The sequence below is a fragment of the Stutzerimonas stutzeri genome, from assembly GCF_013522825.1.
Taxonomy (GTDB): Bacteria; Pseudomonadota; Gammaproteobacteria; order Pseudomonadales; family Pseudomonadaceae; genus Stutzerimonas; species Stutzerimonas stutzeri_AK.
On the sequence record NZ_JAAMQZ010000038.1, the window covers coordinates 21,514 to 43,875 of the forward strand.

Here is a 22,362-nt window from a genome sequence, read left to right on the forward strand (position 1 = left end):
CGCACCGTAGATAGCGCCCCGGTTCCGGCCGGGGCGCTTCATGTTGAGGATGCCTGCCATGACCCACCAACCCGCAAACCGCCCCCGCATAGCTGCGACCTATGCCTCCGGCACGGTGCGCGCCCGCCGCTGGCACGGCGACGGCGACGTGCGCGGCTACCGTCCGCCGCGTGGCTGGACGGCCCGCGCCGACCTGACCGATCTGCATCCCCTCACGGGCCGCGCCTTGCCGCGCGCCGTGTGGTGGATCATCGAAACCAAGGAATAACGAGCCGCACCGGCCCCAAGCCGTGCCGCCTTGGGGCCGGTGGTCGAAAACTCCGGGCGCGGCGGTGGCCGCGCCCGGTTTCACTGCTCAAAGCCAAAACGCCCCATCGCCGCCTTCGGACAGGCGGCGATGGGGCCACGCACAAGGGCGCTCGTGCGCGAAATCCACGAAGCCAGCAAGTGTGGCGGCGCATCGCGCCGCCAACGATTCGACCGAGCCCCGCCGCAATGGGCGGGGCTGGTGTGGCTACGCCCCGGCTTGCTGCGGCAGGTTGCACGAAAGCGTGCCGTCCCCGACGCTGGCGGTTCGTTGTCTGTACGTCACGAAAGACGGTTCACCGACACGCCGCCCAGCCTCGCTTCTATGGAGCTTCCACACCACGCCTCAGTATGTGGCCGTGAGCTGCGGCAGGGGCGCTCTGGCCTTGTCGTCGGGGCATTGACCTGGCCCGCGTCAGGGCGCAAGCCGGTGCAGCCGTCACGCGGGGATGCCGAGTTGGCCACGTCTCCATTCGGGAGCGGGCGGCCTGTGCGTCCTTGTCTTGTTGTGAATCCTGGCGGTGGCGCGGCTGCGCCTTGTGCTTGATGGCCGCAACCTTGCAGCGAAAACAATTTCCCCTGCGCTGCGCGCATTCCTCGCGGGACAAATTCTTTTCGCTTCCAGGTTCTCCACGTTGTTGCGACCGCTGTGCGGTGCGACCAGCCCATCCCCCGCCGGCCGGATCACAACAAGGACGCACTGGCGCGACCTTGTTCAACCCGAAAGGAGAAACATCATGGCTAACATCGGCACCTTCACCGCAGAGAAAGACGGCTTCACCGGCACGCTTCGCACCCTGACGCTCAACGTCAAGGTCAAGCTGGTTCCCAACGACAAGGGCGACACCGAGAACGCCCCCGACTTCCACCTGCAAGCGGCTGGCCACGAAGTCGGCGCAGCGTGGAAGAAGACCAGCGAGGCCGGGCGGGAATACCTGTCCGTATCCATCGACGACCCTTCGTTCCCGGCGACGGTCTATGCCCGCCTGATCGAGAACGAGGACGGCACGCACGACCTGATCTGGTCGCGCAACAAGCCGAAGGCGGCCTGACAGCCGCTTACCGCGTCCCGCCCACTGCGGCGGGGCGCGATGCTGCTGATCGCAGCACCGCACGCGCAGGATTTCTGCTGCTGCCGCGTGCTGGATACGCCCGTCACGGCGGGCCTGCATGCGTGCCTTGTGGCTCGCAATCCGTGTCAACGAGCGGTGTGTGGCGTGTCGGCGCTGTAAGCGCCGCCGGGCTTTCGGGCTTCGCCCCGTGCCGGCAAGCCGTCACGGCCATCCGGCTTCAATCCCTCACGCCTTCGCGCCTGCGGCGCTGCGCGCTCCGCTTGCTGCAATTCAGTACCACACGCCAACGCGCTAAGGCGTGTCGGGCTCTTCCAATATCGCCCTGAGTTCCTGGCGCACCTGTGCCAGCAATTCATCAGCTTCGCGGGTGCTGTCACCGGCATAAGCCAATGTGAGCAGCGTGAGCGGATGCACTTCCATGACCTCGCACAGATCGGCCAGCTTCTGGATGGTTGGGCTTTTCAGGTCGCGCTCCAGCGTGCTCATGTAGGTGCGACTGGACACGTTGGAGAACGCTTCCTGGCTCAAACCACGCGCCTTCCTTACCGTCCGAATCGCCGCTGCCAATGAGTTCTTCGCTGCCACCTATGGTTTCCCCAAAAAACCAAGATGACAGCCCATTGCGCCCTATAGGACTACAATCTATAGTGTTCATTTGGTGGTGATGTTTTCCTTTTCCGTGCTTTTACGGAGATCCGCATCTGCGGATTTCCTCAGACCCAGGGAACCGCATCCGTGTCTTTCCTGACTTCCACCAATACGCCTTCGTGCCTCTCCGCTTTTGCGGCTTCGTGCGCTTGCGCATACGTGCATCCGTCCGCAGGCACAGATGCGCCTCGGCGATTGCGTGTGTTCGTGGAAGGGGCGCGGCCTTGACCACGCTTGTCACCGAGGAAGACCGGGTGCACCTACTGGCCCACGGCCTCACCCGCGCCGCAGGCCAGGAATGTGACCCGCTGCCCGTGGTGCGCCTGTTCACACCGGACGCACATGCGACCTGGCTATTGGCCGCGCTCGATCCGACCGATGGCGATACGGCCTACGGCCTGATCGACCTCGGGATCGGGATGCCTGCCCTGGCGACGGTGAAGCTGTCCGATCTGGCGTCCATCGTCGGGCCGCTCAAGCAGCCCGTGATACGAGATCGGTATTTCCAGCCGACGCGGCCGCTGTCGGAATACGTTCGACTGGCTCAGGAAAACGGTTCGATCACCGATTGACGCATTCCAGCGCGACCAGGCAAAAAGTATCGCATTGTGACTATTTCGGTCTTAGCCAAGACCTGGCAAGTCTTGATCCGCATGCTTGCACCAGGGTGGTGCGCTCCTGACCAAAACAGTCATGATGCCAGGCGCGAGATTCGGCACGGTGTTCAATGCTGCACCCCATTTCCGGGCGGTGCAGTCGTCGCATTTAGACGATTTCGGCAATGCACTGGAGCGAATCTGTCTTGACACCAGCAGTTAAAGCGTAACCCGAGTTTGATGACCACTTGATGGCGATTCGATAGCTCCCGCACAGCGGAATTGTGGCGACGTTCCCAGAAACAGGGAGGTTTCGCCATGACTGACCGCAGCAGCCAACACTGGTATCCCACGGCCGCGTATCTCTACACGCTGCACCTCGATGGCCCAGCGCTGGCTTGGGAGTATTTGCGCAGGAATCCAAGCTACCGGCGCGACTGGCTACGCCGGCGTCGCAAGCCTGATGCGGCGCAGGCCTGGGGCCTGCGCCTGCTGGAAGATCCCGGCCTGGATGCGCGCGACGCACATCCTGCTTGGTTCCCCGATCACGATGCCGTGGTGCAGCTATACCCCGACGCCGACCCACCACCCGATGCGCATACCTTCGAGTTCTGGCGCATTCCTGGGCGCAAGCAACTGACCCACGACGGCAAGCGCCTGGTGCTCGTATCGCATTGGCCAGGCTGCTGCGTTCGGCTGGCACTCGCACCCGACCTGGAAGATGGTTCGGCCTATCTCTACGCCACACGCGCCTGCGCCACGCCCTGTGCGCGCTACCGCACGCTCGCTGCGAAGCTGGATGCGCTATCTGCCGCAACCGTGGCCACGCCTGTGGCAACAGCCCGCTCCCGCCCCACGCCCGCCGCGCTGCTGGAACTGCATACCTTGCAAGCGCTCGACGCGACCCTCGCGGGAGCCTCCTTGCGCGAGGTGGGCGAAGGTCTGTTCGGCGCGGATGCCGTCGCGGCCGACTGGCACAAAGACAGTGCATTGCGTGCCCGCGTACGGCGGCTGGTACGCCGCGGCGATGAGCTGATGCACGGCGGCTACCGCCGACTAGCGCAGCTTCCAATGTTCCCGTCGCATTAGGGGGGACGTTTCTCGACCCGTGCGAATCGTCCCTTAGCAAGAAGCCTTGCTTTCTTGAGAGTGCCTCTATCCGGCCGCGTGGTGTGGCCGGGCTTGATGGAGGTACATCCCATGCGACCTGCTCCCTCGCGGCCTGCCGCCGCTGCCGTCACTGCGACCTCGCAGCCTCAACGCTACCTGACAAACGACGAAGCCGCCGACTACCTGCGGCTGTCGCCGCGCACGCTGGAGAAGCAGCGGGTGATCGGCGGCGGCCCCAAGTTCCGCAAGTTCGGCCGCCGCGTCATGTACGCGGTGTCCGACCTCGATGCCTGGGCCGACCAGCGCAGCTACGAGGCCACGTCCGATCCCGAATACGCCGAGCGCCACGCGGGCGACTACCGTGATGGCCGCTGATCGTCGGCGCGTGGGTGGCCTTCGCCATGTCCAGCCCGCCAGGGCAAGCCTTGCCGCAGCGCGAACAGCTCGATCTGTTCCGCGCGCTGCCGGGCGACATGGCGCCACGCGATTCCCAGGACTTGATGGCCTTTCCGTTCTTCTCGCTTGCCAAGTCGCGGCGCACGGCGCCGATCGACTTCCGCAGCGGGAACGTCACCATTCGCGTGGAAGGCACGCAGGAGCACGGCATCGCAACGATATGGGATGCCGACGTGCTGATATGGGCCGCCTCGCAGATCGTGGAGGCGCGCGACGCGGGCCTGCGCCCGTCGCGCTGGATACGCGCCACGCCTTACGAGATTTTGCGCTTCATCGGGCGCGGCACGTCCCTCAACGACTACCAGCGCCTGAAGGCCGCCCTCGACCGGCTGCAATCGACCACGGTGGCCACGTCCATCCGCGAAACCACGGGAAGGCGCTTGCATCGCTTCTCGTGGATCAACGAGTGGAAGGAACTCGCCGACGCCAGCGGCACCCCGCTGGGCATCGAGCTGATCTTGCCGGACTGGTTCTATGCCGGCGTGCTCGACGCCGCCCTGGTGCTGACCATCGACCCGGCCTATTTCCGCTTGAAGGGCGGTATCGAACGCTGGCTGTACCGCCTGGTGCGCAAGCATGGCGGGCGGCAGGAGCACGGCTGGCAATTCGACTTCCGACACCTGTACCGCAAATCCGGCAGCGCGGCCCGCTTCTCGGACTTCGCCTACGACGTGCGCGCCCTGGTGGCGCGGCAGTCGTTGCCCGGCTACGTCCTCGGCATCGAGCGGATGCCGGACGACAACACCGAGCTGCTGACCTTCCGGCCCGTGCCGCACGCGGCACGGGGATAACTGCGGGAGAACCTGTGGACGGCCTCGTGCTATCAGGAGTACCGGGTATCGTGCTATCAGGAGTACGACCCTCGTGCTATCAGGAGTACGAAAACGCCGGAAAGCCAACAACGGCGCGGGTTTGCGTTCCCTCTAACTTACCTAACAAGAAATACATAACTTTTAGTAGAAGCGCGCCGTTTCGGTGGACAACCACGAAACGGCACGGCCAGGCCGGCTTTCCAGCTCGGAGGGCCGCGCCATGATCTTCGCGTTTCTCAACCAGAAAGGCGGCGTCGGCAAGACCACGCTCGCCACGCACATCGCCGGCGAACTGGCGATGCGCGGCCTGCATGTCATCCTGCTGGATGCCGACCCGCAGGGGTCATCGCTCGACTGGACGCAGCGGCGTAGCCAGCAGGGCCTGCCCCGTCTGTTCAGCGCCGTGGGCCTTGCCCGCGAAACGCTGCATCAGGAAGCGCCAGAACTCGCCAGGCGGGCCGATCACATCATCATCGACGGCCCGCCGCGCATCGCCGCCCTCGCGCGTTCCGCGCTGCTGGCGGCCGAGCGCGTGCTGATCCCCGTGCAGCCCAGCCCCTACGACGTATGGGCTTCTGCCGAGATGGTCGCACTGATCCGCGAAGCACAGGTGTTCCGGCCAGCGCTGCGCGCGGCCTTCGTCATCAACCGGCGCGTCAGCACCACCATCATCGGCAGGGAGGCACGGCAATCGCTGGCCGAACAGCCGCTGCCCGCGCTGCGCTCGGAGATCCACCAGCGCATCGTCTTTGCCGACAGCGTAGCCGCTGGCCGGCTCGCCCGCGAAACCGCGCCCGACAGCGCCGCTGCCCGCGAGATCGCCGCGCTCACCGACGAACTGCTGCGGTGGCCGACATGACTGGGAAGCCACCACCACGCAGCAAGCGCGTCGGCATCGGTGCGCGTCCCCCAGCGAATCCGCACGCCGAAGCGTGGATTCGCCAGGGCGACGCAGATGCCGTGCAGAAAGGCGACCTCTACACCGCTCGACTGACGCTCGACATCACGCCCGCCATGCGGGCGCGCATCAAGGTGTCGGCCTTCACGCGAGGCGTGACCGTAGCCGAACTGCTGCGCGACCTGCTGGAGCGGGAGTTTCCCCCGGAGGGCACGCCGTGAACGCATCCGCTTCGACCGCCCACACCCCCAAAGCAAGTGCGCCCACGGCTGCGCCGCCGCCGGCGCCTTCGACACTCGCCGGCCAGGCCGGCAACGTGCCGCTGACGCGCGTGGCGCTGGCCTACATCGAACCGCGCTTCAAGCTCTACCTGCGCTTCGGCGAACCGGCGCGCACGCTCCAGCTCGACCGCTGGCGGCGCTGCGCCGTGTTCCTGCCGAACGCGGTTCTGTGCCGCATCCGTTGGCAGGCCAACGACTACGGCACGATCCGCTGGCAGCTCATGGTGATGCAGACCGCCACGCCGCTGGACGCCGTGCAGCGCATCCCCGGCGTGCAGCCGGGCGCGCGTCTGCTGCTGCACGCCGAAGGCGATGCCAACGTGCGCGCCGTGCTGGAACGCATCGACGGCATCGAGGCGCTGGGCATCGCAGCCGCAGACACATCGCCCGCGTACTGGCGCACGCTCGCGAACCGGCTCGCAGCGCGCTCGGCGCTACCCACATACACCGCAGAACGGCACGCCGCCTGGCTGGCCGGGAGGGCATTGCCATGACCACGATTTCCACGACCGGCCCCGTGCCGCATCCTCGCTCGCGCCTGCGCGCTCGCCTCGTGCTGGCAGGCTTCGCCACCGTCGGCCTCGCTGCGCTGGCCTGGGCGGCGTTCGTGCAGCCCCTGCCGCGAATGGCCTACAACCCGTCCGACAGCGTGGCGGTCGGTTGGTATCGCATCGAACCGTTCGACCCGCGCACCGCCTCGCGGCCACGTCCGCTGTCCGTGGACAGCATCGTGCTGATGCCGCTGCCCGACAGGGCCGCCATGCTGGCTGCGCAGCGCGGCTACCTGCCGACCCGCGTTCCGCTGCTCAAACGTGTGGGCGCAGTCGCGCCACAACACGTTTGCATCGTCGCCGGCCAGGTTCGCATCGACGGCGTGCCGGTGGCCGCCGCCCTGCCTGCCGACCGGCTGGGCCGGCCGCTGCCATCCTTGCAGCTTTGCCGCCGTCTCCAACCGGGCGAACTGTTCCTGTTGAGCGCGACCAACCCGGCGTCGTTCGACAGCCGCTATTTCGGGCCGGTCAGCGCGTTCGCCGTGATCGGCGTTGCGCATCCGATCTGGCTGGAGACACGTCCATGATGGCCGCCGATTCGCTGCACTTTGCCGCGCCTCTCATCGTGCCATCGGGCATGTCGTTCTACTGTTCGTCGCCGTGTCGTCGCGCGTGCAGTGCGGGTGCATTCGCACCGCACTTCGCGCTGCCTTCGGCGCAGCCGCCCAACGTGCAGGCGTCTTGCCTCGAACGCGCCTGGCCTGCGGCCATTGGCGTGTTCGCCGGCGGGCTGGCTGCTCGTGCAGCAGCGCCGCCGGGCCGCCGATGCCCGGAGCGGGAGCGAGGGGCAAAGGCGGAAGGCAAGACAAAAGGGTTCGGCACTCTGCCGCCCGCAAAGCCAGTCTGCACGTGGGGGTGGCGCGGCACGGCGCGGCTTCGCCGCCGTGCCGCGTGGGGCGCGAGGCACGCGCCGATGCAGGCATGTCCGCGTGCTTCGCACGCTCGGACACGCCGGAGCTTGCAGGGAGCACAGCCATGACCGACCGCGGCGACCATGATTTCTGGGTGCGCCCTGGCGCGCCGAAGAACCGAGGCAAAGGCCAGGGCCAGAGCTTCGTTTCCAAGGTGCTCAAGCAGGCTGGCAAGGCCAGCGGCGGCAAGTCGGCGGTGCGCCGTCCTACCGCTGGCGGGAGCGGCCAGCACGCCGGCCAGCGGCCCGGCTCACGGCTTGGACGCGGCCATACGGCGGCGCGCTTCGCAGGCGCAAAGCTGACCCCTATGTCACGGCGCGTGACCATCAAGACGCTGCTGGTCAACCAGCGCAACGCCAGTCCGCAGTCGCTCGCCAAGCACCTGCGCTACATCGAGCGCGACGGTGCCGGCCGGAACGGCGAGCCGGGCCGTGCCTACGGGCCGCAGACCGACGAAGCCGACCTCGATGCCTTCAAGGAACGCTGCCAGGACGACCGACATCATTTCCGCTTCATCGTCTCACCTGAAGACAGTGCGGAGCTGGACGACCTGCGCACCTACACCCGGCACCTGATGAACCGGATGGAGGCCGACCTGGGGACGCGGCTGGATTGGGTGGCGGTCGATCACTGGAACACCGACAACCCGCACACGCACCTGATCGTGCGCGGACGCGACGATACCGGCAAAGACCTCATCATCGCGGGCGACTACATCGCCCACGGCTTCCGCCATCGCGCCGCCGAGCTGGCGACGGAATGGCTGGGGCCGCGCACCGAACTGGAGATCCAGCAGACCTTGCAGCGCGAGGTGGAGCAAGAGCGGTGGACGAGCCTCGACCGCACGTTGCAGCGCGAGGCCGGCGAGGATGGCCGGGTGCAGATCGAACGCTTCAACGAACCCCGGCTGCAACGCCAGCGCCTGCTGCTGATCGGCCGCCTGCAACACTTGCAGCGCCTGGGCCTGGCCGACGAGGTGCAGCCCGGCACCTGGGCCGTCCATGCGGACGCGGAGAAGACCTTGCGTGCCCTGGGCGAGCGTGGCGACATCATCCGAACGATGCAGCGGGCCATGAGCGGCAAGCCTCGCGAGCTGGCGGTGTTCGAGCCGGGCGACGACGGCCGCACTATCGTCGGTCGCGTGGCTGCTAAGGGTCTGGCCGACGAGCTGCACGACCGCGGCTATCTGGTCATCGACGGGTTGGACGGCAAAGCCCACTACGTCGCGTTGGACGCCCGCGACGAGCTGGCGAACTATCCCATCGGCGCGGTGGTGGAGGTACGCGGTTCCGCCGAGGTGCGGGCGGCCGACAAGAACATCGCCACGCTGGCGAGCAATGGCCTGTACCGCACCGATCACCACCTGGCGATCGAGCAAGGCCGAGCCAAGCCCGGCCGCGACCCGCAAGAGGCTGTGGCGGCCCATATCCGCCGGCTGGAAGCCCTACGGCGGGCCGGCATCGTGGAGCGCGTGGCCGAGGGGTTATGGAAGGTGCCGGACGACTTGGCCGAGCGTGGCCGCCAGTACGACGCGCAGCGGCTGGGCGGCGTGGCGGTCGAACTGAAATCGCATCTGCCGATTGAACGGCAGGCCCGCGTCATCGGCGCGACCTGGCTGGATCAGCAGTTGATCGGCGGCGGCAAGGGACTGGGCGACCTGGGCTTTGGCGGCGATGCTAGGCAAGCCTTGCAGCAGCGCGCCGACTTCCTCGAAGAACAGGGGCTGGCCCAGCGGCGCGGGCAGCGGCTGATTCTCTCCCGGAATCTGCTGGAAACGCTGCGCAATCGGGAGCTGGCGCAGGCCGCCCAGCACATTGCCGCCGATAGCGGATTGGAGCATCGGCACGTCACAGACGGGCAGCGCGTAGCCGGCATCTACCGGCGCTCGGTCATGCTCGCCAGCGGTCGCTATGCGCTGCTCGATGACGGCATGGGATTCAGTCTGGTGCCTTGGCGGCCGATAATCGAGCCACGACTGGGGCAGCAGATCGCCGCGACTGTACGCGGCGGCGGTGTGTCATGGGAGGTTGGACGGCAAAGAGGTCCTGGGATTGGATCGGGGCCGTAGGCTGTCGTACCGAGTTAAGGTGTCGAGCAGCGTTTTGGCCCTAGCTTCTGTGCTCCGTTAAGACGACTAGTCTGTGCTTATCGACGACGCTGTGGGTGCATGGTTGCTTGCCAATTCCGGTGCAACTCGCAAACGCGCTGCCCCGACCTGAACTGCCCATTCAACGATCTGCCCGGCCAATATATCCGTGGCGACACCGAACGCGCTCACCACATCGGCCTCTCGCTTGCTGCCTGTGGCTTGGATTGCTTCGAAGCGTCTACTGGCAATAGCAGTCCGTTTGGCCGGATCGACCAGTTGCACATCGAGCCGAACCGCGGCGATCGCTTCAGTGCCGCGGTATTCGAGCTGGAACGCCCGCAGCGTACTGCGCAACTCCATATCGGCGCTCATTGGGGTGCTATCGGTAATCACGGAAGTCGACCGCCCATCGCGCATGAAGGCTTCGACGATTCGGTCACGCAGCAGCACCGGTGCGGGGTCGGCCCAACGCACTCCTTGCCAAGCCGACAAGCGACCATCGGGCTGCGCAATGAACAGCCGCTCCGAATCCAGGACGCGACTACTCTCAGGGGCGTAGACGCGCAGCGCCCCGGGTCCCGGAACGGCGCGCGGCGTACTCTCCGCCTGGGCGATGTGATAGTCGGGCAATTTGTAGGTGACCATTGGAGCTGCTTTGGGAAGCACACTGCACGCGGACAAGCCGAGTACTAGCGTCATAGTCACGGCAGCGACGGGAATCATCCTGGCGGAAGTGTTCACGGCTTGGTTTCCTCAATGTTCTCTCCACCGAGCAGGTATTGCGCCGGATTGCGATCCAGTCGGCGCAGCACGGTGTTTAGATTGGCCAGCGCCTGCTGGAGTTCGTGCATGGCAGGACCTGTGGCGGCCAAGCCCTGGTTCAGCGATTCCTGATTGTTTTGCAGTAGCGTCTCAACCCTGAAAGCGGCGCGTTCGAGGGATGCCGTTGCATCACGCGTGTTCACCATGATTTGCTTACCATCGTTATTTAGTAGCAGGTTGGCATCGCGAAGAGTGCTATTTGCTTGGCGCACGGCAGCTGTCGATTCTCTGCTTGCTTCGGTCAGATTGCTGATTAACGTCGCGATCTCGGCCCTCTGGTCAGCGACCGCGCCCGTGGTCTGTTCAAGATTCACCAGACTGCGGTGCACAAGAGCCAAATTCTCCTTCGACAGTAACTCCTGCGTGCGCAGCAAGATGCCGTTGAGTGTCGTCATGCTGTTCCCCTCACCGGAGACCAGGGATGCCATCGCCGAACGTGGTGCGAGGATCAACGGTTCCTCGTCCTCTCTCCGATCCAGCAATGGCACGTTTGGCCCACCGTCGCTCAACTCGATCACCGCGTTGCCGGTAATTCCCGTGATGACCAATTCAGCGCGGGTATCCTGCCGGACCGGGATGGTGGCATTGATGCGTACGCGCGCTATCGCCCGCCTTGGGTCTCGCGGTGAAAGAGAAAGTGCAACGACTTCGCCAATCGTGATTCCGCTGTACTGAACCTGGCTGCCGGGCGTAAGCCCGGTCACTGGCTCATCGAACATAATCCGGTAATACTGGTAATCGTGGTCGGAACGTGTGTCGCTGAGCCAAAGCGCGAAGCCAATACCAATCGCACCGAGCAGCACGACGAACAGACCAATGAATACATGATGGGCACGTGGTTCCATGATCAGACCACCTCGTTCTCAGAGTTTAAATATTGCGTGCGCCCAGCCCAATGCGTGCGCGACGGAAGAATGATGCAGATGCGGAGGGGTTTCATGGCTGCGTCTCTTGGCTGGAAGCACCAGTGGCCTGTGCGGCCGCACGGCCACGGGGGCCGTGAAAGTATTCCTGTATCCACGGGTGCTTGAAGCGCTCGACTGCCTCGATGCCGTCGTTGATGAGTACCTTCTGGTTCGCCAGGACCGCGACACGGTCGCATATGGTGTACAGCGTATCGAGGTCGTGGGTTACCAGAAACACCGTGAGGCCCAGTGCATTGCGCAGGGTCAGAATCAATTGGTCGAAAGATGCAGCCCCGATTGGATCCAGTCCTGCGGTGGGTTCGTCAAGAAACAGGATGTTCGCATCAAGCGCCAAGGCTCTCGCCAGTGCTGCTCGTTTCACCATGCCTCCGGACAACGAGGCCGGATACTTGTCTCCCGCTCCGGCAGGCAACCCCACCAAGCCCAGCTTGCTTCTTGCCAAACGCTCGGCAAGAGGCCGCGCCAGACCGACATGCTCGATCAAAGGAAGAGCGACGTTCTCCAAGACGGTCAGCGATGAATACAACGCGCCCTTCTGGAACAGAATGCCGAACCTTCGCTCCATACGCGCGCGCGCAAGCCATTGGGCTCGCAGTAGGTCGCGCCCCCCGATACGGACCACGCCCGAATGCGGCTTCTGCAGCCCGACGACGCTACGCAAGAGCACGGATTTCCCGGTGCCTGACCCTCCCACCACGCCAAGGATTTCCCCGCGCCGCACGTCCAGGTCTAGGTCCTGATGGACCTGCTGGGTTCCAAACCTGTTGTCCAGGCCGCGCACTTCAATAGCGTGTCGCACACCGTTGTCGGTGTCTTGCTTCACCGCGCTCACCAGCCCATCTCCATGAAGAACAGTGCAGCGATGGCGTCTATCAGGATCACCATGAAGATTGATTGCACGACACTAGACGTCGTGTGGTCGCCTACCGACTCAGCGCTACCGGCGACCTTGAACCCTTCATGGCAGCCGATAGCGGCGATCATCACCGCGAAGAGCGGGGACTTGCTCATTCCGACAAGAAAATGGCGCACCTCGATTTTTTCCTGCACGATGGCAAGGAACTGTGCGGGAGGAATTTCCAAGCTCAGTGCGCATACGGTGGCGCCGCCCGCAATGCCAGCCAAGATGCCTACTAAGGTGAGCAGTGGCAAGGACACAAGAAGCGCCAGCACGCGTGGCAGCACCAGTAACTCGATGGGGTCGAGCGCGTTGGAGCGAAGCGCATCGATCTCTTCATTTGCCTTCATCGAACCGATTTGGGCGGTGTACGCGCTTGCGGTACGGCCTGCAATCAATATGGCCGGGAGCAGCACTCCGAACTCGCGCATGAACGAGAAGGCGACCAGATGCACCGAGAAGATGCTCGCACCGAAGTTGGCCAGCACCGTTGCTCCCAGGAACGCCACCACCATTCCTACCATGAAGCTCAGTAGCGCCACGATGGGAATGGCGTCCACCGCTGATCGCTGGATTTGAGCGATCACCGAGGTCGCGCGCCAGCGACGCGGGTGACGAACGGTACGGCTCCATGTTTCGATGATCTGGCCCACGAACCCGGCCAGACCAAGACACGCACGACAGCCCTGTTCCAAGGTCAGGCCTATGCGTCCCAGACCGCGGAGCAGAGGATTCCCGCTCACCGCTGCTTTCTCCGTCTTCTGCTGATCGGTAGCAGCGGCGGCCAGCGCTCTCATTAGGGCGAGGCGATCCGAGGACAGATTTGGAGCTGCCTCCGGCCGGTCGAGTATCGAGTCTGGCCCGAGAATTTCCACCAGCAGAGCCGCGCCGGCGGTGTCCAGTCTCTGGACTTGCGTCCAGTCGAGTAAGGGAGTGGCGTACCCCTCGGCATGACTGATGCGGGCGGCGGACACGGATTTTGCCAGACTGGCGTAGTGCTCTATCGTCCAGTCGCCACCCGCCAGCCATTTGTGATCACCGCCGACCATGGCATCCTGCCGGAGCCAAGCCTGTGAAGCGTTGCTCATGGCTGCGTGTCCCGCCAAGCGCTGTCGATGCGCTCGATGCAGTTCGTGATCGCCGCTTTGGCATGACCCAGCAATGTGTACGAACCGGCGAACTCTTTAATGACGTTGCCGCGCTCGAAGCAACTGGCGGCAGCAACCCGGCGTCCCGTCCTTAAATCGACTGCTTCGAACTCTAGGCTGGCACCACCCGTCGTCACGGGTCCAACCAGCAGGGTCGTCATTGCATTGACTGCCCGATTCGGTGTCTGCAGTTCGGTGACCGCTACACGCACCCGAACCTGTCCCGCGCCACCTGGGGGGGCGGGACTTTTGCCTTCCTGGCGTTTCAGTTCGCTCGTCACATGGTCTAGCACTTCGCGCTGCTGCGCGTCATCGAGCCCATCGATGCGACCCGAGGCGGTCTTGATCTGCGCTTCTTCCACCACGACAGCGGCATAACGCTTGGGCTCGAATCCCGCTGCGCGGTACATCAGTACGTTCTCGTATCGTGTCGGCGATAACTTCTCGTAGTCGCCGAGAAATCCGGAGCGCGTCATGCTGTTGGTCGCGCATCCAGAGAGCGCGCCTGCTACGCAAAAAAAGATGCCGCCGCGGATCAATGCAGTTTTGCTCTTCATAATGGGTCTCCTTGATCAAACGAAACTAAGACAGGCAATGCCTGCTGCGATGAGGGCGGTGCCAGACCAGCGCGTTACCGATGCGACATCGCCTAGTAGGAGGGCGCCGACGCCCAAGTTTCCAAGTAGCCCGATTCCTGCCCAGGCTGCAGAGGCCGCGCTGATCGGAATCCGCTTGAGCGCGAACCACAAAAGTGCGCCGCTGGCCGCCATGCACGTCACTGCCACACAGAGGCCGACCCAGCGCATCGGACCGCCCGCCGTGATGGCCCGCAGGCCCAGTGGATAGCCCGCTCCTAGAACCCCTGCGGCAATGACAATCGACCAGGATTTCCAGATCAGCGGATGGGTGCTGAATCGCATAAGCCTAGCGAGACATACGCATGAAGCGTGGGTGCATACGAATTCTGAGAATGCGCAGCACGCGGCGGCTCGCAAGAGACTCATGAGCGATCTCCATGCGCGGTGGCGGCACTCAGGTTCCACGGCCCAATTCGCTTGATTCCAAACAGGACTTCGTAAAGCAGCGGAATCAAGCCCAACGTCACCAGCGTTCCGAGTGCCAGCCCACCGATCATCGCGATCGCCATCCCTTTCCATAATGGTCCGGAGAAGAGCATGAGTGGCACCAGTCCCGAAATGCAGGTGACCTTGGTCATCACGATTGGACGAAGCCGTTGTATCGCGGCCCCAACCAAGGCTTCATGGCGTGGCAGGCCTTCCGCTAGCCCCTGGTCGATGCGTTCCAGCAAGAGCACGGCGTTGTTGACAATGATCCCGAACAGGGCCAGTACGCCGAAGGTCGCCATGAAGCTGAAAGGTGTGCCGGTCAGCTTCAGAGCCAATACCACGCCGATAAGCGTGAAAGGGATCGTCGCGAGGATCACACCGAGCTTGCGGAAAGAATTGAACTGCCATACGAACAGCATCAGCATCGCCAGAAATGCGAGGGGCATGTAGGTCGACAGCGCGGCGTTCGATTCGGCGGCTTCCTCGATCTCGCCGCCAAGTTCAACCGAGTAGCCCGCGGGCAGGTCCAGGGCAGCGACGCTAGGCGCCAGGCGGTTGATGATCTCCTGGGCGGTGTAAGAGGTGTTCTGTCCTTGCACGGTGATCGTGCGGATGAGATTGCGCCGTTGGATGACCGAGGGCTCGCTCGCGAGCGATACGTCTGCGACCTGAGCCAGCGTCACCGCTGGACCGCCGTTGGTGGGATAGATGAGCGTCGCGCCTACGTCTGCCGTGCTGCGACGCTCGCTTACGATACTGCGCAGGACGATCGGGACGGAGGTGTCACCGTCGCGAATAACCGAGATCGATCTGCCGCTGTAGCGGACATCCAGCCCGCCAGCGATGTCTTCAGTCGTCACGCCCGCCCGACGCGCGCGGTCCTGGTCGACCCGTACGTCGATGCGGCCAACGCGCGTATCCCAATCGTTCTTGACGTTGATGGTGCCGGGCAGCTTGCGCAGCGCTGCTTCGATTTTGGACGCGGCCCCCAACAATACCTCCTCATCCGGACCGCTGACGCGATAAATGGCAGTCCCTGACTCGGTCGCACCGAGTGAGAAACGCTTGGGCTCGGCGCGCACGTCGCCATGTGCTTGCGCAAAGTAGCTGCGGGTGCGGGCGAGGACGGCGTCGATGTCGCTCTTCGGCTTCAATGTGACAACGAAGTACGCGATGTTCGATGCCGGCAGTGGTGGATTCAGGCTAAGGATGAAGCGCGGGCCACCATCGGCGACGTAGCCGATGTGATCGGAGACTTCTGGATTGATGTTCGTGTCGCCCAGCCAACCACTGATCTGCTTCACGCGGGCGAGCGTTTCGCGCGAGTCGGTACCGGGGGCGAGCTGCACCGGAATCTGGAACTGAAGCCGGTCGGACTTGGGCATGAAATCGTACGGCAGGGTGGTGAAGCCATACAGCGCAATGGCAAGCGCCGCGATCATCGACGCTACATAGACCGCCTTATGGTGGAGCACCCACTCCAGTACGCGCCGGTAGCCACGGTAGAAGCGGGTGTCATAGGCGTCGCCCTGCTCCTGCTTGTGGTGGGGTTTGGCGAAGTGGTAGCACAATAGGGGCGTGACAGTCAGGCACAGCAGCCACGAAGCGAACAACGTCAGTGCCAGCACGACCACGAGATTGTGCAGATACTCGCTCGTGGCGTTCTGGCCAAAAAAGAACGGCGAGAACACGATCACGATCACGAGCGAGGACGTGAGCAGCGGAATGGCGAGCGTGCGGCCCGCCTCGAGGCAGGCATGCTTACGATCTTCGCCACCGGCCAGGCGGCGTTCGATGTCTTCGGCAATCACAATGCCGTTGTCCACCAACAAGCCGAGCGCAATGATGATGGCGCCCATCGAGACGTTCTGAAGCTCGATGTTCATCGCGCGCATGACGATGAGTGCACTGAGGATCGTCAACGGCACGATCATGCCCACGATGATCCCGGTGCGCCAACCGAGAAATAGCACGACGACACCGAGGACGACGATGATCGTCTCCATCATGACGTGGTTCATTTTGCCCATCTCGTGCTTGACGACATCGGCCTGGAAAGTGACGTATGACAGATCGAAACCCGCCGGCAGCAGCTTCTCCTGGTCTGCAACCCGTGCTTTGAGCGCTTTTCCGAACTGCTCCACGTTCTGACCGGAGGCCATCGAAACCGCCATGACGACAGCGGGCTGGCCTTTGTAGATGGCAGCAGATTCCGGCGGATCGGCTGGCCGCACACTCACCTGCGCCAGTTCACCCAATGCGATCGTCGGCACGGGCGCCGTACTACTTTGCGGTCGTGGCAGCGCGATCGGCATTGCTCGCAGGGAGGGAGCGTCACGCACTTCGCCACTGACCGCCAAGGTTGCATTGATGCCGCCGACAACAATTTGTCCACCCGAAGCGACGACGTTCTGTTTGACGAGTTGGTCGATCACCCCCTGTGGTGTCAGCTCCAATCGCGCGAGCCTAGGCCGATCGAATTCGAGATAGACGCGCTCTTCCTGCAGGCCGTAGAAAGTGATGCGCTCAATACCAGGCACGGTGTACAGGCGGTCGCGCATCTGCTTGAGCGCGACGCGCATCTCGCTCATGGAGTAACCTGGTGCAGTGACCGCAATCGAGGCAACCGCGACGCGGCCGAAGTCTTCGTCGACGAAAGGCCCCATTGTGCTCTGTGGTAAGGCATCCTTCGAATCGGCGACCTTGGCCCGGACGCGCTGCCAGATCGGTGCCAAGTCGGTGTAGCGGTCCCAGATCGTGACCTGGATCATGGCGCTGCCTGCGCGCACGGTGCTCGTCACGCGCTTGACCTCTGCCAGTTCGCGCAAGCGCTCCTCGATCGGCCGGGCAATGAGTTGCTCAACGCGTTCGGCGGGCAGCCCCGGGTTCAACGCCGTGACCATCGCATCGCGGACCGTGACAGTCGGCTCCTCCTGAGAAGGAAAATTCAGGAAGGTCGCGATGCCGGCGACGAAAATGATGAGCGCTACAAAGTAGGTAAGTCGACTGGCGCGCAGCGCCATCTCGGTGATCTTCATGATGAAGTAACCTGGTGGATCGCGTTAGCGCTTGGTCAATTGAGTGGTGGCTTCCAGTGGTGTCACTGGCTGTCCATCGGTGAGCCATCCTCCTCCGGCGGCAACCACCGTCTCGCCGGGCTTGAGTCCAGCGAGGACGCGCGCGCTGTCTCCTTCCTGTACCGGCGTGAAGCGCACCGCGCGACGGTGCACCTTCTTATCTTCAGGGGTGTAGACGAAGACGGAAGCCTCGCCCGGCTTCGTGCCGAGCACCAGCGAGGCATAAGGTATGGATACAGTCTCGGGCCGAGAGGTCTTGGAGGTTGCCGCAGGTGCGTCGAGCACGACCTGTACGGGAATACCTGGCCGAAGTGCGCGCGCTTGCGCGTTATCTTCAGGCACTAGCACCACGGGTAGGAGCGAGCCATTTTCGGCGCGCAGACCGACACGACGTACCACCGCTCGGATTGGTTGTTCGGCTCCGCTCCAGCTCAGTTCTGCGCGTTGGCCGACATCTATGTGAGGTGCCTGTGTAGTAGACGCGTTCGCGATGATCTCAGTGCCACTGCGCACGCCGTCGACCTGAAATACCGGCGCACCAGCAGCAATGTCGGTGAACGCCAAAGCCAGCTTTTCCGCCACGACACCATCGAAAGGAGCGACGATCATCGTGCCACGTTGTGCTCGTTCGGCCAGGCCAAGCGCCGCCTTGGCAGTGCGCGCTTGACCCTCTGCGACCGCTAGCTGCGCCTTCGCGCTCTCGAACGCAGCAGGGGAGATGACTTCGCTTTCGAGCAACCGGCGCTGTTGATCTGTCTGTACACGTCGATCCATCAGGCCGGCTTCGGCGGCCGCCAGGGATGCTTGCGCTTGTGTCACGCGAAGCCGGTCAGGTTGCGCATCAAGTTCTGCCAGGACTTGGCCGCGGGAGAACCGTTCACCCACGTCGACGTTCAACTTGGCGATCCGTCCTCCTGTTTCAAATCCTAGGATGCTGCGCTCGGTTGCTCGCGCCGAGCCAGTCAATTCGATGCGAGAGCTATGCGGGAGATCCGACTGCGCGGCGGCGAGCTTCACTGCGCGCGGAGGCTCGGATACGGTGGATTGCGAGTTTCCGCACCCTGAGAGCAGAGTCGAAATGGATAGTGTGCAAGCAACCGCCAAGGAGCGCGGTGCGCACGCGGTCATGACACCGCTACGGACGCGACTCATGTGCGTCCTTTTGCCGGGACAAGTTCGAGATGGCCCGAGGCGAGATCCTGGAGCGCCCGAAAGAAATGCCGCCGCTCTGCGGGTGCGAGTATTGGCAAACCCAGAAGATCGGCGAACAGGGCGCCATCCAATGCCAGCATGATGAGTGCCGCGGTCTCGGTGCCACGCGGGGATCGACGCACGCGTTCGTACTGCACGCGGTACCACTCGCGCAGTGGGTCGAGAAGTGTTGGATCTTCCGCAGCTGCCGCGAGCAGCGCTGCGCCCATCTTCTGCATCTCGTCGTCGGGCATCGCTTCCACCTGGCTCGACAGCCAGGGGTCCGGATCTCCGGCAAACCTGCGCTCGTGATTGGCTTGTACCGCGTCGTCCGCCCGGATCATCTCGTCGATCAGTGTCACGAACAAATCGCGTTTGGTCTTGAAGTGATAGAGAAACGCCCCTTTGCTCAACCCGGCCCGCACAACGACGGCGTCCAGTGTCAAGCGACTGGCACCTTCCTCCAGTACCAGTTCGCGGGCGGCCTGCAGGATGCGGTCGCGAGTTCGCTGGGCTCCTTGCTGGAGGCCGGGCTGCGCATCGGCGCTGCTATGGGCAGTGGACGGGGGGGGCAACTTTGTTTTCGCGCGGGGCGGCATGGTCGTGCTCCAAAAAAGCTTGAGTCATATACAGTCCAGACGGTATAGTAGAAGCCATACAACAGTCCGTCAAGACTTTTTCGGAACGCAAGGAGCTGCCATGTCTCAAATTCTTGAACGCTATCGCCTCATTGCCATGATTTCTCCGCTACTGCTTCTTGCGGCCTGCAGCCATGCCCCGCACTCTGCCGATCCACCTCGCCTGGATGTACCGGCCCATTTCTCAAATGAAGAGGGAGGTGAAGGCATCTTGGACAAATCGTCCCGCCGTACTCTTCCCGTCGATTGGTGGACGGCCTACGGCGATCCGCACCTCAATGCCTTGGTCCGGGCGGCGCTGGAGCGCAATACCGAACTGACGATTGCGCGAGCGCGCGTGGACGAGGCATCGGCCGCCACGCGGCGAGCACGGGCCTCCCTGCTCCCCTCGTTGTCCGCGGGCACGCAGGCAACTCGAGGACGCGACTATTCAGAGAACGTTGCAATCGGCAATGATGGCCGCGCCACGTTGTCCGCATCGTGGGAGGCAGACCTGTCGGGACGGCTTTCGCAGGCAGCAGAAGGTGCGCGCCTGGATGCGGTGGCAGCCGAACAAGCGTGGGTTGCCACGCGGTGGCAGGTCGCGTTTGAAACAGTGTCGGCGGCTGTGCAGCAGCGCCAAGCCAGTGAGCTCGAAGCGCTAGCCGCGGCGCGGCTGGCATCCGCAGAACGACTCGTCTTGCTGATGCAACGGAAGTTCGAGGCCGGACAAGCTACCGGCTTCGACATCGAGCGTACCCGCGCCGGCGTCGTCGCACTGCGCGTGGAGCAAGAGCAACTGCGGCGTGCGCGCGGCGAGGCGACGCATGCACTCGATGTACTAGTGGGACAAACGCCCGGAGCGCCTGCAGCTTCCCCAACTCTTGCGTCGCTCGCCGTCCCGGACTGGACACCGACACGCATACCTGCGGACCTGCTGAGTGAGCGGCCCGACGTGCGCGCCGCCGAAGCGAAGTTCGCCGCCGAAACCGCGCGCTGGAACGCAGCCGAAGGCGAACGCTTCCCCAGGCTGGTGTTGGACCTGAGCGGCGGACGGCAGCGCGTAGAGAGTGTGGGAACCCGCATCACTGGAAACATTTTTTCACTTGGGGCCGGGGTGTCGTTGCCGATCTTCGATGGTGGCGCGATCCGTGCCGGCATCGAGACCGGAGAGGCGCGCAGCCGAGCTGCCCATGCGGAGTTCGAGCGCACTTTGTTGAGTGCTTTGCAGGACGTAGAGAACGCATATCTCGGTTGGCATACGCAGCACGCAGCACTGGAGCATCAGGCCGAGGGTGTCGCAGTCGCGGAGCGTCAGCTCGATCGCAGCCGACGTCTGTTCGAGGCGGGACAAGTGGACGCCACGGTGGTGGCCGAGGCTGAGGCCGGGGTGCTGTCAGCGCAGGCTTCGCTGATCCGCACGCGGGCCGAGACAGCCATGCAATGGGGCGTCCTGGCAAAAGCATTATCCGGCTCTCCTGTTTGATCGCAGAAACATGCTGGAGCAGCTTGCGAAGGCTAGCTAAATAGCGTGACGCAAGGCGAAGGTGGTGAGGCCTGAGTGATGAGGAATGCGAACATGGAAATTCGACACCTGCGCTACTTTCTGGCGGTGGCAGAGGAGCTGCACTTTGCCCGAGCCGCAGAGCGCCTCCACATAGAGACATCGCCGCTGTCGCGCGCCATCAAGGAACTTGAGGAAGAGTTGGGCGTAGCGCTATTTGCGAGAACCACTCGGAGCACCCGCTTGACTCGTGCGGGCAGGCTCTTCTTTGAGAGCGTGCCGCGTGTCTTCGCAGCTTTGCAGCAGGCGCGCGACAGTGTGAACGCCGCAGCCAATGGCTTTCATTGCCAGCTCCGTATTGCATTGTCTGATGGAATCACGCCATCGCGCCTGCCTGCGTTGTTGGCGCTCTGCCGGCAGGAAGAGCCGGAAGTGGAAGTTCGCTTCTTCGAGGTGCCTTTGGCACAGCAAATCAAGGGATTGTGTGGCGAACTGTACGATCTCGGCTTCGCTCAATCGGATGAAGTCGGCGAAGGCATCATCGCCGTGCCGGTGTGGAGTGACCCTCTGATGGTAGCTGTGCCCGCACGGCACCCCTTGCTATCCCACAAACAGATTCCCCTAGAAGAGCTGTTGCGGTATCCGCTGGTGCTCTGCGACGCGGTGGCGTGTGAGGGCCATGCTCGGCAAGTTGAACGGGGGCTACGTCGCGTGGACATAGAGCCACTGATTGCCGAACGCGTGACTTCCAGCGATCTAATGATGGTCCTGGTTTCGGCGGGACTTGCACTAGGCCTCACAGGAGGCGCGCATATCACAGCCAGCAGGGAACAGGGGGTGGTCGCACGGCCGCTGACTGGACGTTCGCCAATGCTCACGACCTATCTACTACGGCCGGCCAGCGAGCCGTCAGAAATGCTGACTCGCTTCATGGAACGCGTTCATTCGATCAAATCTCCAGATGCCAAAGGTCGGCGGTAAACCATCACACAATCTCCCAAAGAAAATTAACCATGAAGAAGATTGCTCTCATATTGCTTTCCTCGACATTGGCAGCCTGCAGCCCATCTGGGAAACCAGATAAAGCCAACCTTCCGACAGTCGATGAATTAGCGCTCAATCCTGAGCGTCTGAAAGAGTTGCGCAAGCAATGCAAGTTGGATCGACCAATGCTGGGCGACCAACTATGTAACCGGGTTGCCGAGGCTACGCGAAAGCGCTTTTACGAAGATGGCGATGTGCCCCACACCACGCCTAAAGAGCCGCCGAAGTTCTAAGCTGGTGGTCATGCCGGAGTATGTATGCCGGATATGAAAAATTTGAAGGAGAATCGCAATGGGTTGGATCTATCTTGTTTTGGCTGGATTGTTTGAAATCGGAT

At 63.4% G+C, this 22,362-nt stretch carries 24 protein-coding genes; 14 read left to right on the top strand and 10 right to left on the bottom strand.

The features are described 5' to 3' along the window. Window positions 1-58: 58 nt before the first annotated feature. Both G7020_RS19385 and G7020_RS19390 read left to right on the top strand, forming a co-directional pair. Window positions 59-268 carry a hypothetical protein gene (locus G7020_RS19385; protein ID WP_022580212.1) on the top strand — a complete coding sequence of 70 codons (210 nt, stop codon included), beginning with the start codon at window positions 59-61 and terminating at the stop codon, window positions 266-268. A 775-nt stretch (window positions 269-1,043) separates the two neighbouring features. After that, entirely contained in the window at window positions 1,044-1,358 is a 315-nt protein-coding gene (locus tag G7020_RS19390; protein WP_001273857.1) for a DUF736 domain-containing protein, read from the top strand. Between the two features lie 312 nt (window positions 1,359-1,670). Here G7020_RS19390 and G7020_RS19395 read toward each other — a convergent pair whose 3' ends face one another. Beyond that, window positions 1,671-1,964: a helix-turn-helix domain-containing protein gene (locus G7020_RS19395; RefSeq protein WP_006379425.1), complete on the bottom strand. Its 294-nt coding sequence runs from the start codon at window positions 1,962-1,964 to the stop codon at window positions 1,671-1,673. Window positions 1,965-2,251: 287 nt separating this feature from the next. On the opposite strand from G7020_RS19395, the gene G7020_RS19400 reads away from it, so the two are divergent. The 9 genes from G7020_RS19400 to G7020_RS19440 all read left to right on the top strand — a co-directional run bounded on the left by G7020_RS19400 (window position 2,252) and on the right by G7020_RS19440 (window position 9,710). Further along, on the top strand, window positions 2,252-2,599 hold the full coding sequence (locus G7020_RS19400) for a DUF2958 domain-containing protein (RefSeq protein WP_016487838.1): 348 nt from the start codon (window positions 2,252-2,254) through the stop codon (window positions 2,597-2,599). A 342-nt stretch (window positions 2,600-2,941) separates the two neighbouring features. Beyond that, window positions 2,942-3,712, top strand: coding sequence for a DUF2285 domain-containing protein (locus G7020_RS19405; protein ID WP_003092318.1), 771 nt, complete (start codon window positions 2,942-2,944; stop codon window positions 3,710-3,712). 111 nt (window positions 3,713-3,823) lie between these two features. After that, window positions 3,824-4,108 carry a helix-turn-helix transcriptional regulator gene (locus G7020_RS19410; protein ID WP_001247107.1) on the top strand — a complete coding sequence of 95 codons (285 nt, stop codon included), beginning with the start codon at window positions 3,824-3,826 and terminating at the stop codon, window positions 4,106-4,108. 26 nt (window positions 4,109-4,134) lie between these two features. Then, window positions 4,135-4,980, top strand: coding sequence for a replication initiator protein A (locus tag G7020_RS19415; RefSeq protein WP_022652188.1), 846 nt, complete (start codon window positions 4,135-4,137; stop codon window positions 4,978-4,980). A 241-nt stretch (window positions 4,981-5,221) separates the two neighbouring features. Then, a complete protein-coding gene (gene parA / locus G7020_RS19420) occupies window positions 5,222-5,860 on the top strand; it encodes a ParA family partition ATPase (protein WP_003092312.1) in 639 nt (212 codons plus the stop codon). Then, window positions 5,857-6,120, top strand: coding sequence for a hypothetical protein (locus tag G7020_RS19425; protein WP_000147048.1), 264 nt, complete (start codon window positions 5,857-5,859; stop codon window positions 6,118-6,120). Before parA ends, G7020_RS19425 begins: the two co-directional genes overlap by 4 nt. Continuing rightward, window positions 6,117-6,674, top strand: coding sequence for a DUF2840 domain-containing protein (locus G7020_RS19430; protein WP_023093372.1), 558 nt, complete (start codon window positions 6,117-6,119; stop codon window positions 6,672-6,674). Before G7020_RS19425 ends, G7020_RS19430 begins: the two co-directional genes overlap by 4 nt. Then, on the top strand, window positions 6,671-7,258 hold the full coding sequence (locus tag G7020_RS19435; RefSeq protein ID WP_003092304.1) for a S26 family signal peptidase: 588 nt from the start codon (window positions 6,671-6,673) through the stop codon (window positions 7,256-7,258). Before G7020_RS19430 ends, G7020_RS19435 begins: the two co-directional genes overlap by 4 nt. Window positions 7,259-7,706: 448 nt before the next feature. After that, complete coding sequence (locus G7020_RS19440; protein ID WP_000132148.1) at window positions 7,707-9,710, top strand: relaxase/mobilization nuclease domain-containing protein; 2,004 nt, start codon at window positions 7,707-7,709, stop codon at window positions 9,708-9,710. A gap of 66 nt (window positions 9,711-9,776) precedes the next feature. Here the strand turns inward: G7020_RS19440 and G7020_RS19445 are convergent, their stop codons facing one another. The 9 genes from G7020_RS19445 to G7020_RS19485 form a co-directional block, all read right to left on the bottom strand. Then, entirely contained in the window at window positions 9,777-10,376 is a 600-nt protein-coding gene (locus G7020_RS19445) for an ABC-type transport auxiliary lipoprotein family protein (RefSeq protein ID WP_003124411.1), read from the bottom strand. A 92-nt stretch (window positions 10,377-10,468) separates the two neighbouring features. Next, entirely contained in the window at window positions 10,469-11,398 is a 930-nt protein-coding gene (locus tag G7020_RS19450; RefSeq protein WP_000433686.1) for an MlaD family protein, read from the bottom strand. A 91-nt stretch (window positions 11,399-11,489) separates the two neighbouring features. Next, entirely contained in the window at window positions 11,490-12,302 is an 813-nt protein-coding gene (locus G7020_RS19455) for an ABC transporter ATP-binding protein (protein ID WP_024944155.1), read from the bottom strand. 5 nt (window positions 12,303-12,307) lie between these two features. Beyond that, window positions 12,308-13,465 (bottom strand): MlaE family ABC transporter permease, encoded by a 1,158-nt coding sequence (locus G7020_RS19460; protein ID WP_000063629.1) that lies wholly within the window; start codon window positions 13,463-13,465, stop codon window positions 12,308-12,310. After that, window positions 13,462-14,082: a DUF3313 family protein gene (locus G7020_RS19465; RefSeq protein ID WP_000837791.1), complete on the bottom strand. Its 621-nt coding sequence runs from the start codon at window positions 14,080-14,082 to the stop codon at window positions 13,462-13,464. Before G7020_RS19465 ends, G7020_RS19460 begins: the two co-directional genes overlap by 4 nt. A 15-nt stretch (window positions 14,083-14,097) precedes the next feature. Next, window positions 14,098-14,445, bottom strand: coding sequence for a DMT family transporter (locus tag G7020_RS19470; RefSeq protein ID WP_038421338.1), 348 nt, complete (start codon window positions 14,443-14,445; stop codon window positions 14,098-14,100). Between the two features lie 80 nt (window positions 14,446-14,525). Next, complete coding sequence (locus tag G7020_RS19475; RefSeq protein WP_014603542.1) at window positions 14,526-17,630, bottom strand: efflux RND transporter permease subunit; 3,105 nt, start codon at window positions 17,628-17,630, stop codon at window positions 14,526-14,528. A gap of 24 nt (window positions 17,631-17,654) precedes the next feature. Then, window positions 17,655-18,821, bottom strand: coding sequence for an efflux RND transporter periplasmic adaptor subunit (locus tag G7020_RS19480; RefSeq protein ID WP_003092290.1), 1,167 nt, complete (start codon window positions 18,819-18,821; stop codon window positions 17,655-17,657). Beyond that, window positions 18,818-19,459, bottom strand: coding sequence for a TetR/AcrR family transcriptional regulator (locus tag G7020_RS19485; protein WP_240905047.1), 642 nt, complete (start codon window positions 19,457-19,459; stop codon window positions 18,818-18,820). The genes G7020_RS19480 and G7020_RS19485 overlap by 4 nt, the downstream gene beginning before the upstream one ends. A 100-nt stretch (window positions 19,460-19,559) precedes the next feature. Here G7020_RS19485 and G7020_RS19490 point away from each other — a divergent pair, with 100 nt between their 5' ends. The 3 genes from G7020_RS19490 to G7020_RS19500 all read left to right on the top strand — a co-directional run bounded on the left by G7020_RS19490 (window position 19,560) and on the right by G7020_RS19500 (window position 22,258). Then, window positions 19,560-20,963, top strand: a complete 1,404-nt coding sequence (locus G7020_RS19490) for an efflux transporter outer membrane subunit (RefSeq protein WP_225526179.1) — start codon at window positions 19,560-19,562, stop codon at window positions 20,961-20,963. 93 nt (window positions 20,964-21,056) lie between these two features. Continuing rightward, a complete protein-coding gene (locus G7020_RS19495) occupies window positions 21,057-21,962 on the top strand; it encodes a LysR family transcriptional regulator (RefSeq protein ID WP_058130798.1) in 906 nt (301 codons plus the stop codon). Between the two features lie 32 nt (window positions 21,963-21,994). Then, window positions 21,995-22,258, top strand: a complete 264-nt coding sequence (locus G7020_RS19500; RefSeq protein ID WP_000717310.1) for an EexN family lipoprotein — start codon at window positions 21,995-21,997, stop codon at window positions 22,256-22,258. The last annotated feature ends 104 nt before the right edge of the window (window positions 22,259-22,362 follow it).

Coding starts and splice junctions, on each gene's coding strand:
- G7020_RS19385 (WP_022580212.1), top strand. CDS start 59: ATGACCCACCAACCCGCAAACCGCCCCCGCATAGCTGCGACCTATGCC.
- G7020_RS19390 (WP_001273857.1), top strand. CDS start 1,044: ATGGCTAACATCGGCACCTTCACCGCAGAGAAAGACGGCTTCACCGGC.
- G7020_RS19405 (WP_003092318.1), top strand. CDS start 2,942: ATGACTGACCGCAGCAGCCAACACTGGTATCCCACGGCCGCGTATCTC.
- G7020_RS19410 (WP_001247107.1), top strand. CDS start 3,824: ATGCGACCTGCTCCCTCGCGGCCTGCCGCCGCTGCCGTCACTGCGACC.
- G7020_RS19415 (WP_022652188.1), top strand. CDS start 4,135: ATGTCCAGCCCGCCAGGGCAAGCCTTGCCGCAGCGCGAACAGCTCGAT.
- parA (WP_003092312.1), top strand. CDS start 5,222: ATGATCTTCGCGTTTCTCAACCAGAAAGGCGGCGTCGGCAAGACCACG.
- G7020_RS19425 (WP_000147048.1), top strand. CDS start 5,857: ATGACTGGGAAGCCACCACCACGCAGCAAGCGCGTCGGCATCGGTGCG.
- G7020_RS19435 (WP_003092304.1), top strand. CDS start 6,671: ATGACCACGATTTCCACGACCGGCCCCGTGCCGCATCCTCGCTCGCGC.
- G7020_RS19440 (WP_000132148.1), top strand. CDS start 7,707: ATGACCGACCGCGGCGACCATGATTTCTGGGTGCGCCCTGGCGCGCCG.
- G7020_RS19445 (WP_003124411.1), bottom strand. CDS start 10,376: ATGGTCACCTACAAATTGCCCGACTATCACATCGCCCAGGCGGAGAGT.
- G7020_RS19450 (WP_000433686.1), bottom strand. CDS start 11,398: ATGGAACCACGTGCCCATCATGTATTCATTGGTCTGTTCGTCGTGCTG.
- G7020_RS19460 (WP_000063629.1), bottom strand. CDS start 13,465: ATGAGCAACGCTTCACAGGCTTGGCTCCGGCAGGATGCCATGGTCGGC.
- G7020_RS19465 (WP_000837791.1), bottom strand. CDS start 14,082: ATGAAGAGCAAAACTGCATTGATCCGCGGCGGCATCTTTTTTTGCGTA.
- G7020_RS19470 (WP_038421338.1), bottom strand. CDS start 14,445: ATGCGATTCAGCACCCATCCGCTGATCTGGAAATCCTGGTCGATTGTC.
- G7020_RS19475 (WP_014603542.1), bottom strand. CDS start 17,630: ATGAAGATCACCGAGATGGCGCTGCGCGCCAGTCGACTTACCTACTTT.
- G7020_RS19480 (WP_003092290.1), bottom strand. CDS start 18,821: ATGAGTCGCGTCCGTAGCGGTGTCATGACCGCGTGCGCACCGCGCTCC.
- G7020_RS19485 (WP_240905047.1), bottom strand. CDS start 19,459: ATGCCGCCCCGCGCGAAAACAAAGTTGCCCCCCCCGTCCACTGCCCAT.
- G7020_RS19490 (WP_225526179.1), top strand. CDS start 19,560: ATGTCTCAAATTCTTGAACGCTATCGCCTCATTGCCATGATTTCTCCG.
- G7020_RS19495 (WP_058130798.1), top strand. CDS start 21,057: ATGGAAATTCGACACCTGCGCTACTTTCTGGCGGTGGCAGAGGAGCTG.
- G7020_RS19500 (WP_000717310.1), top strand. CDS start 21,995: ATGAAGAAGATTGCTCTCATATTGCTTTCCTCGACATTGGCAGCCTGC.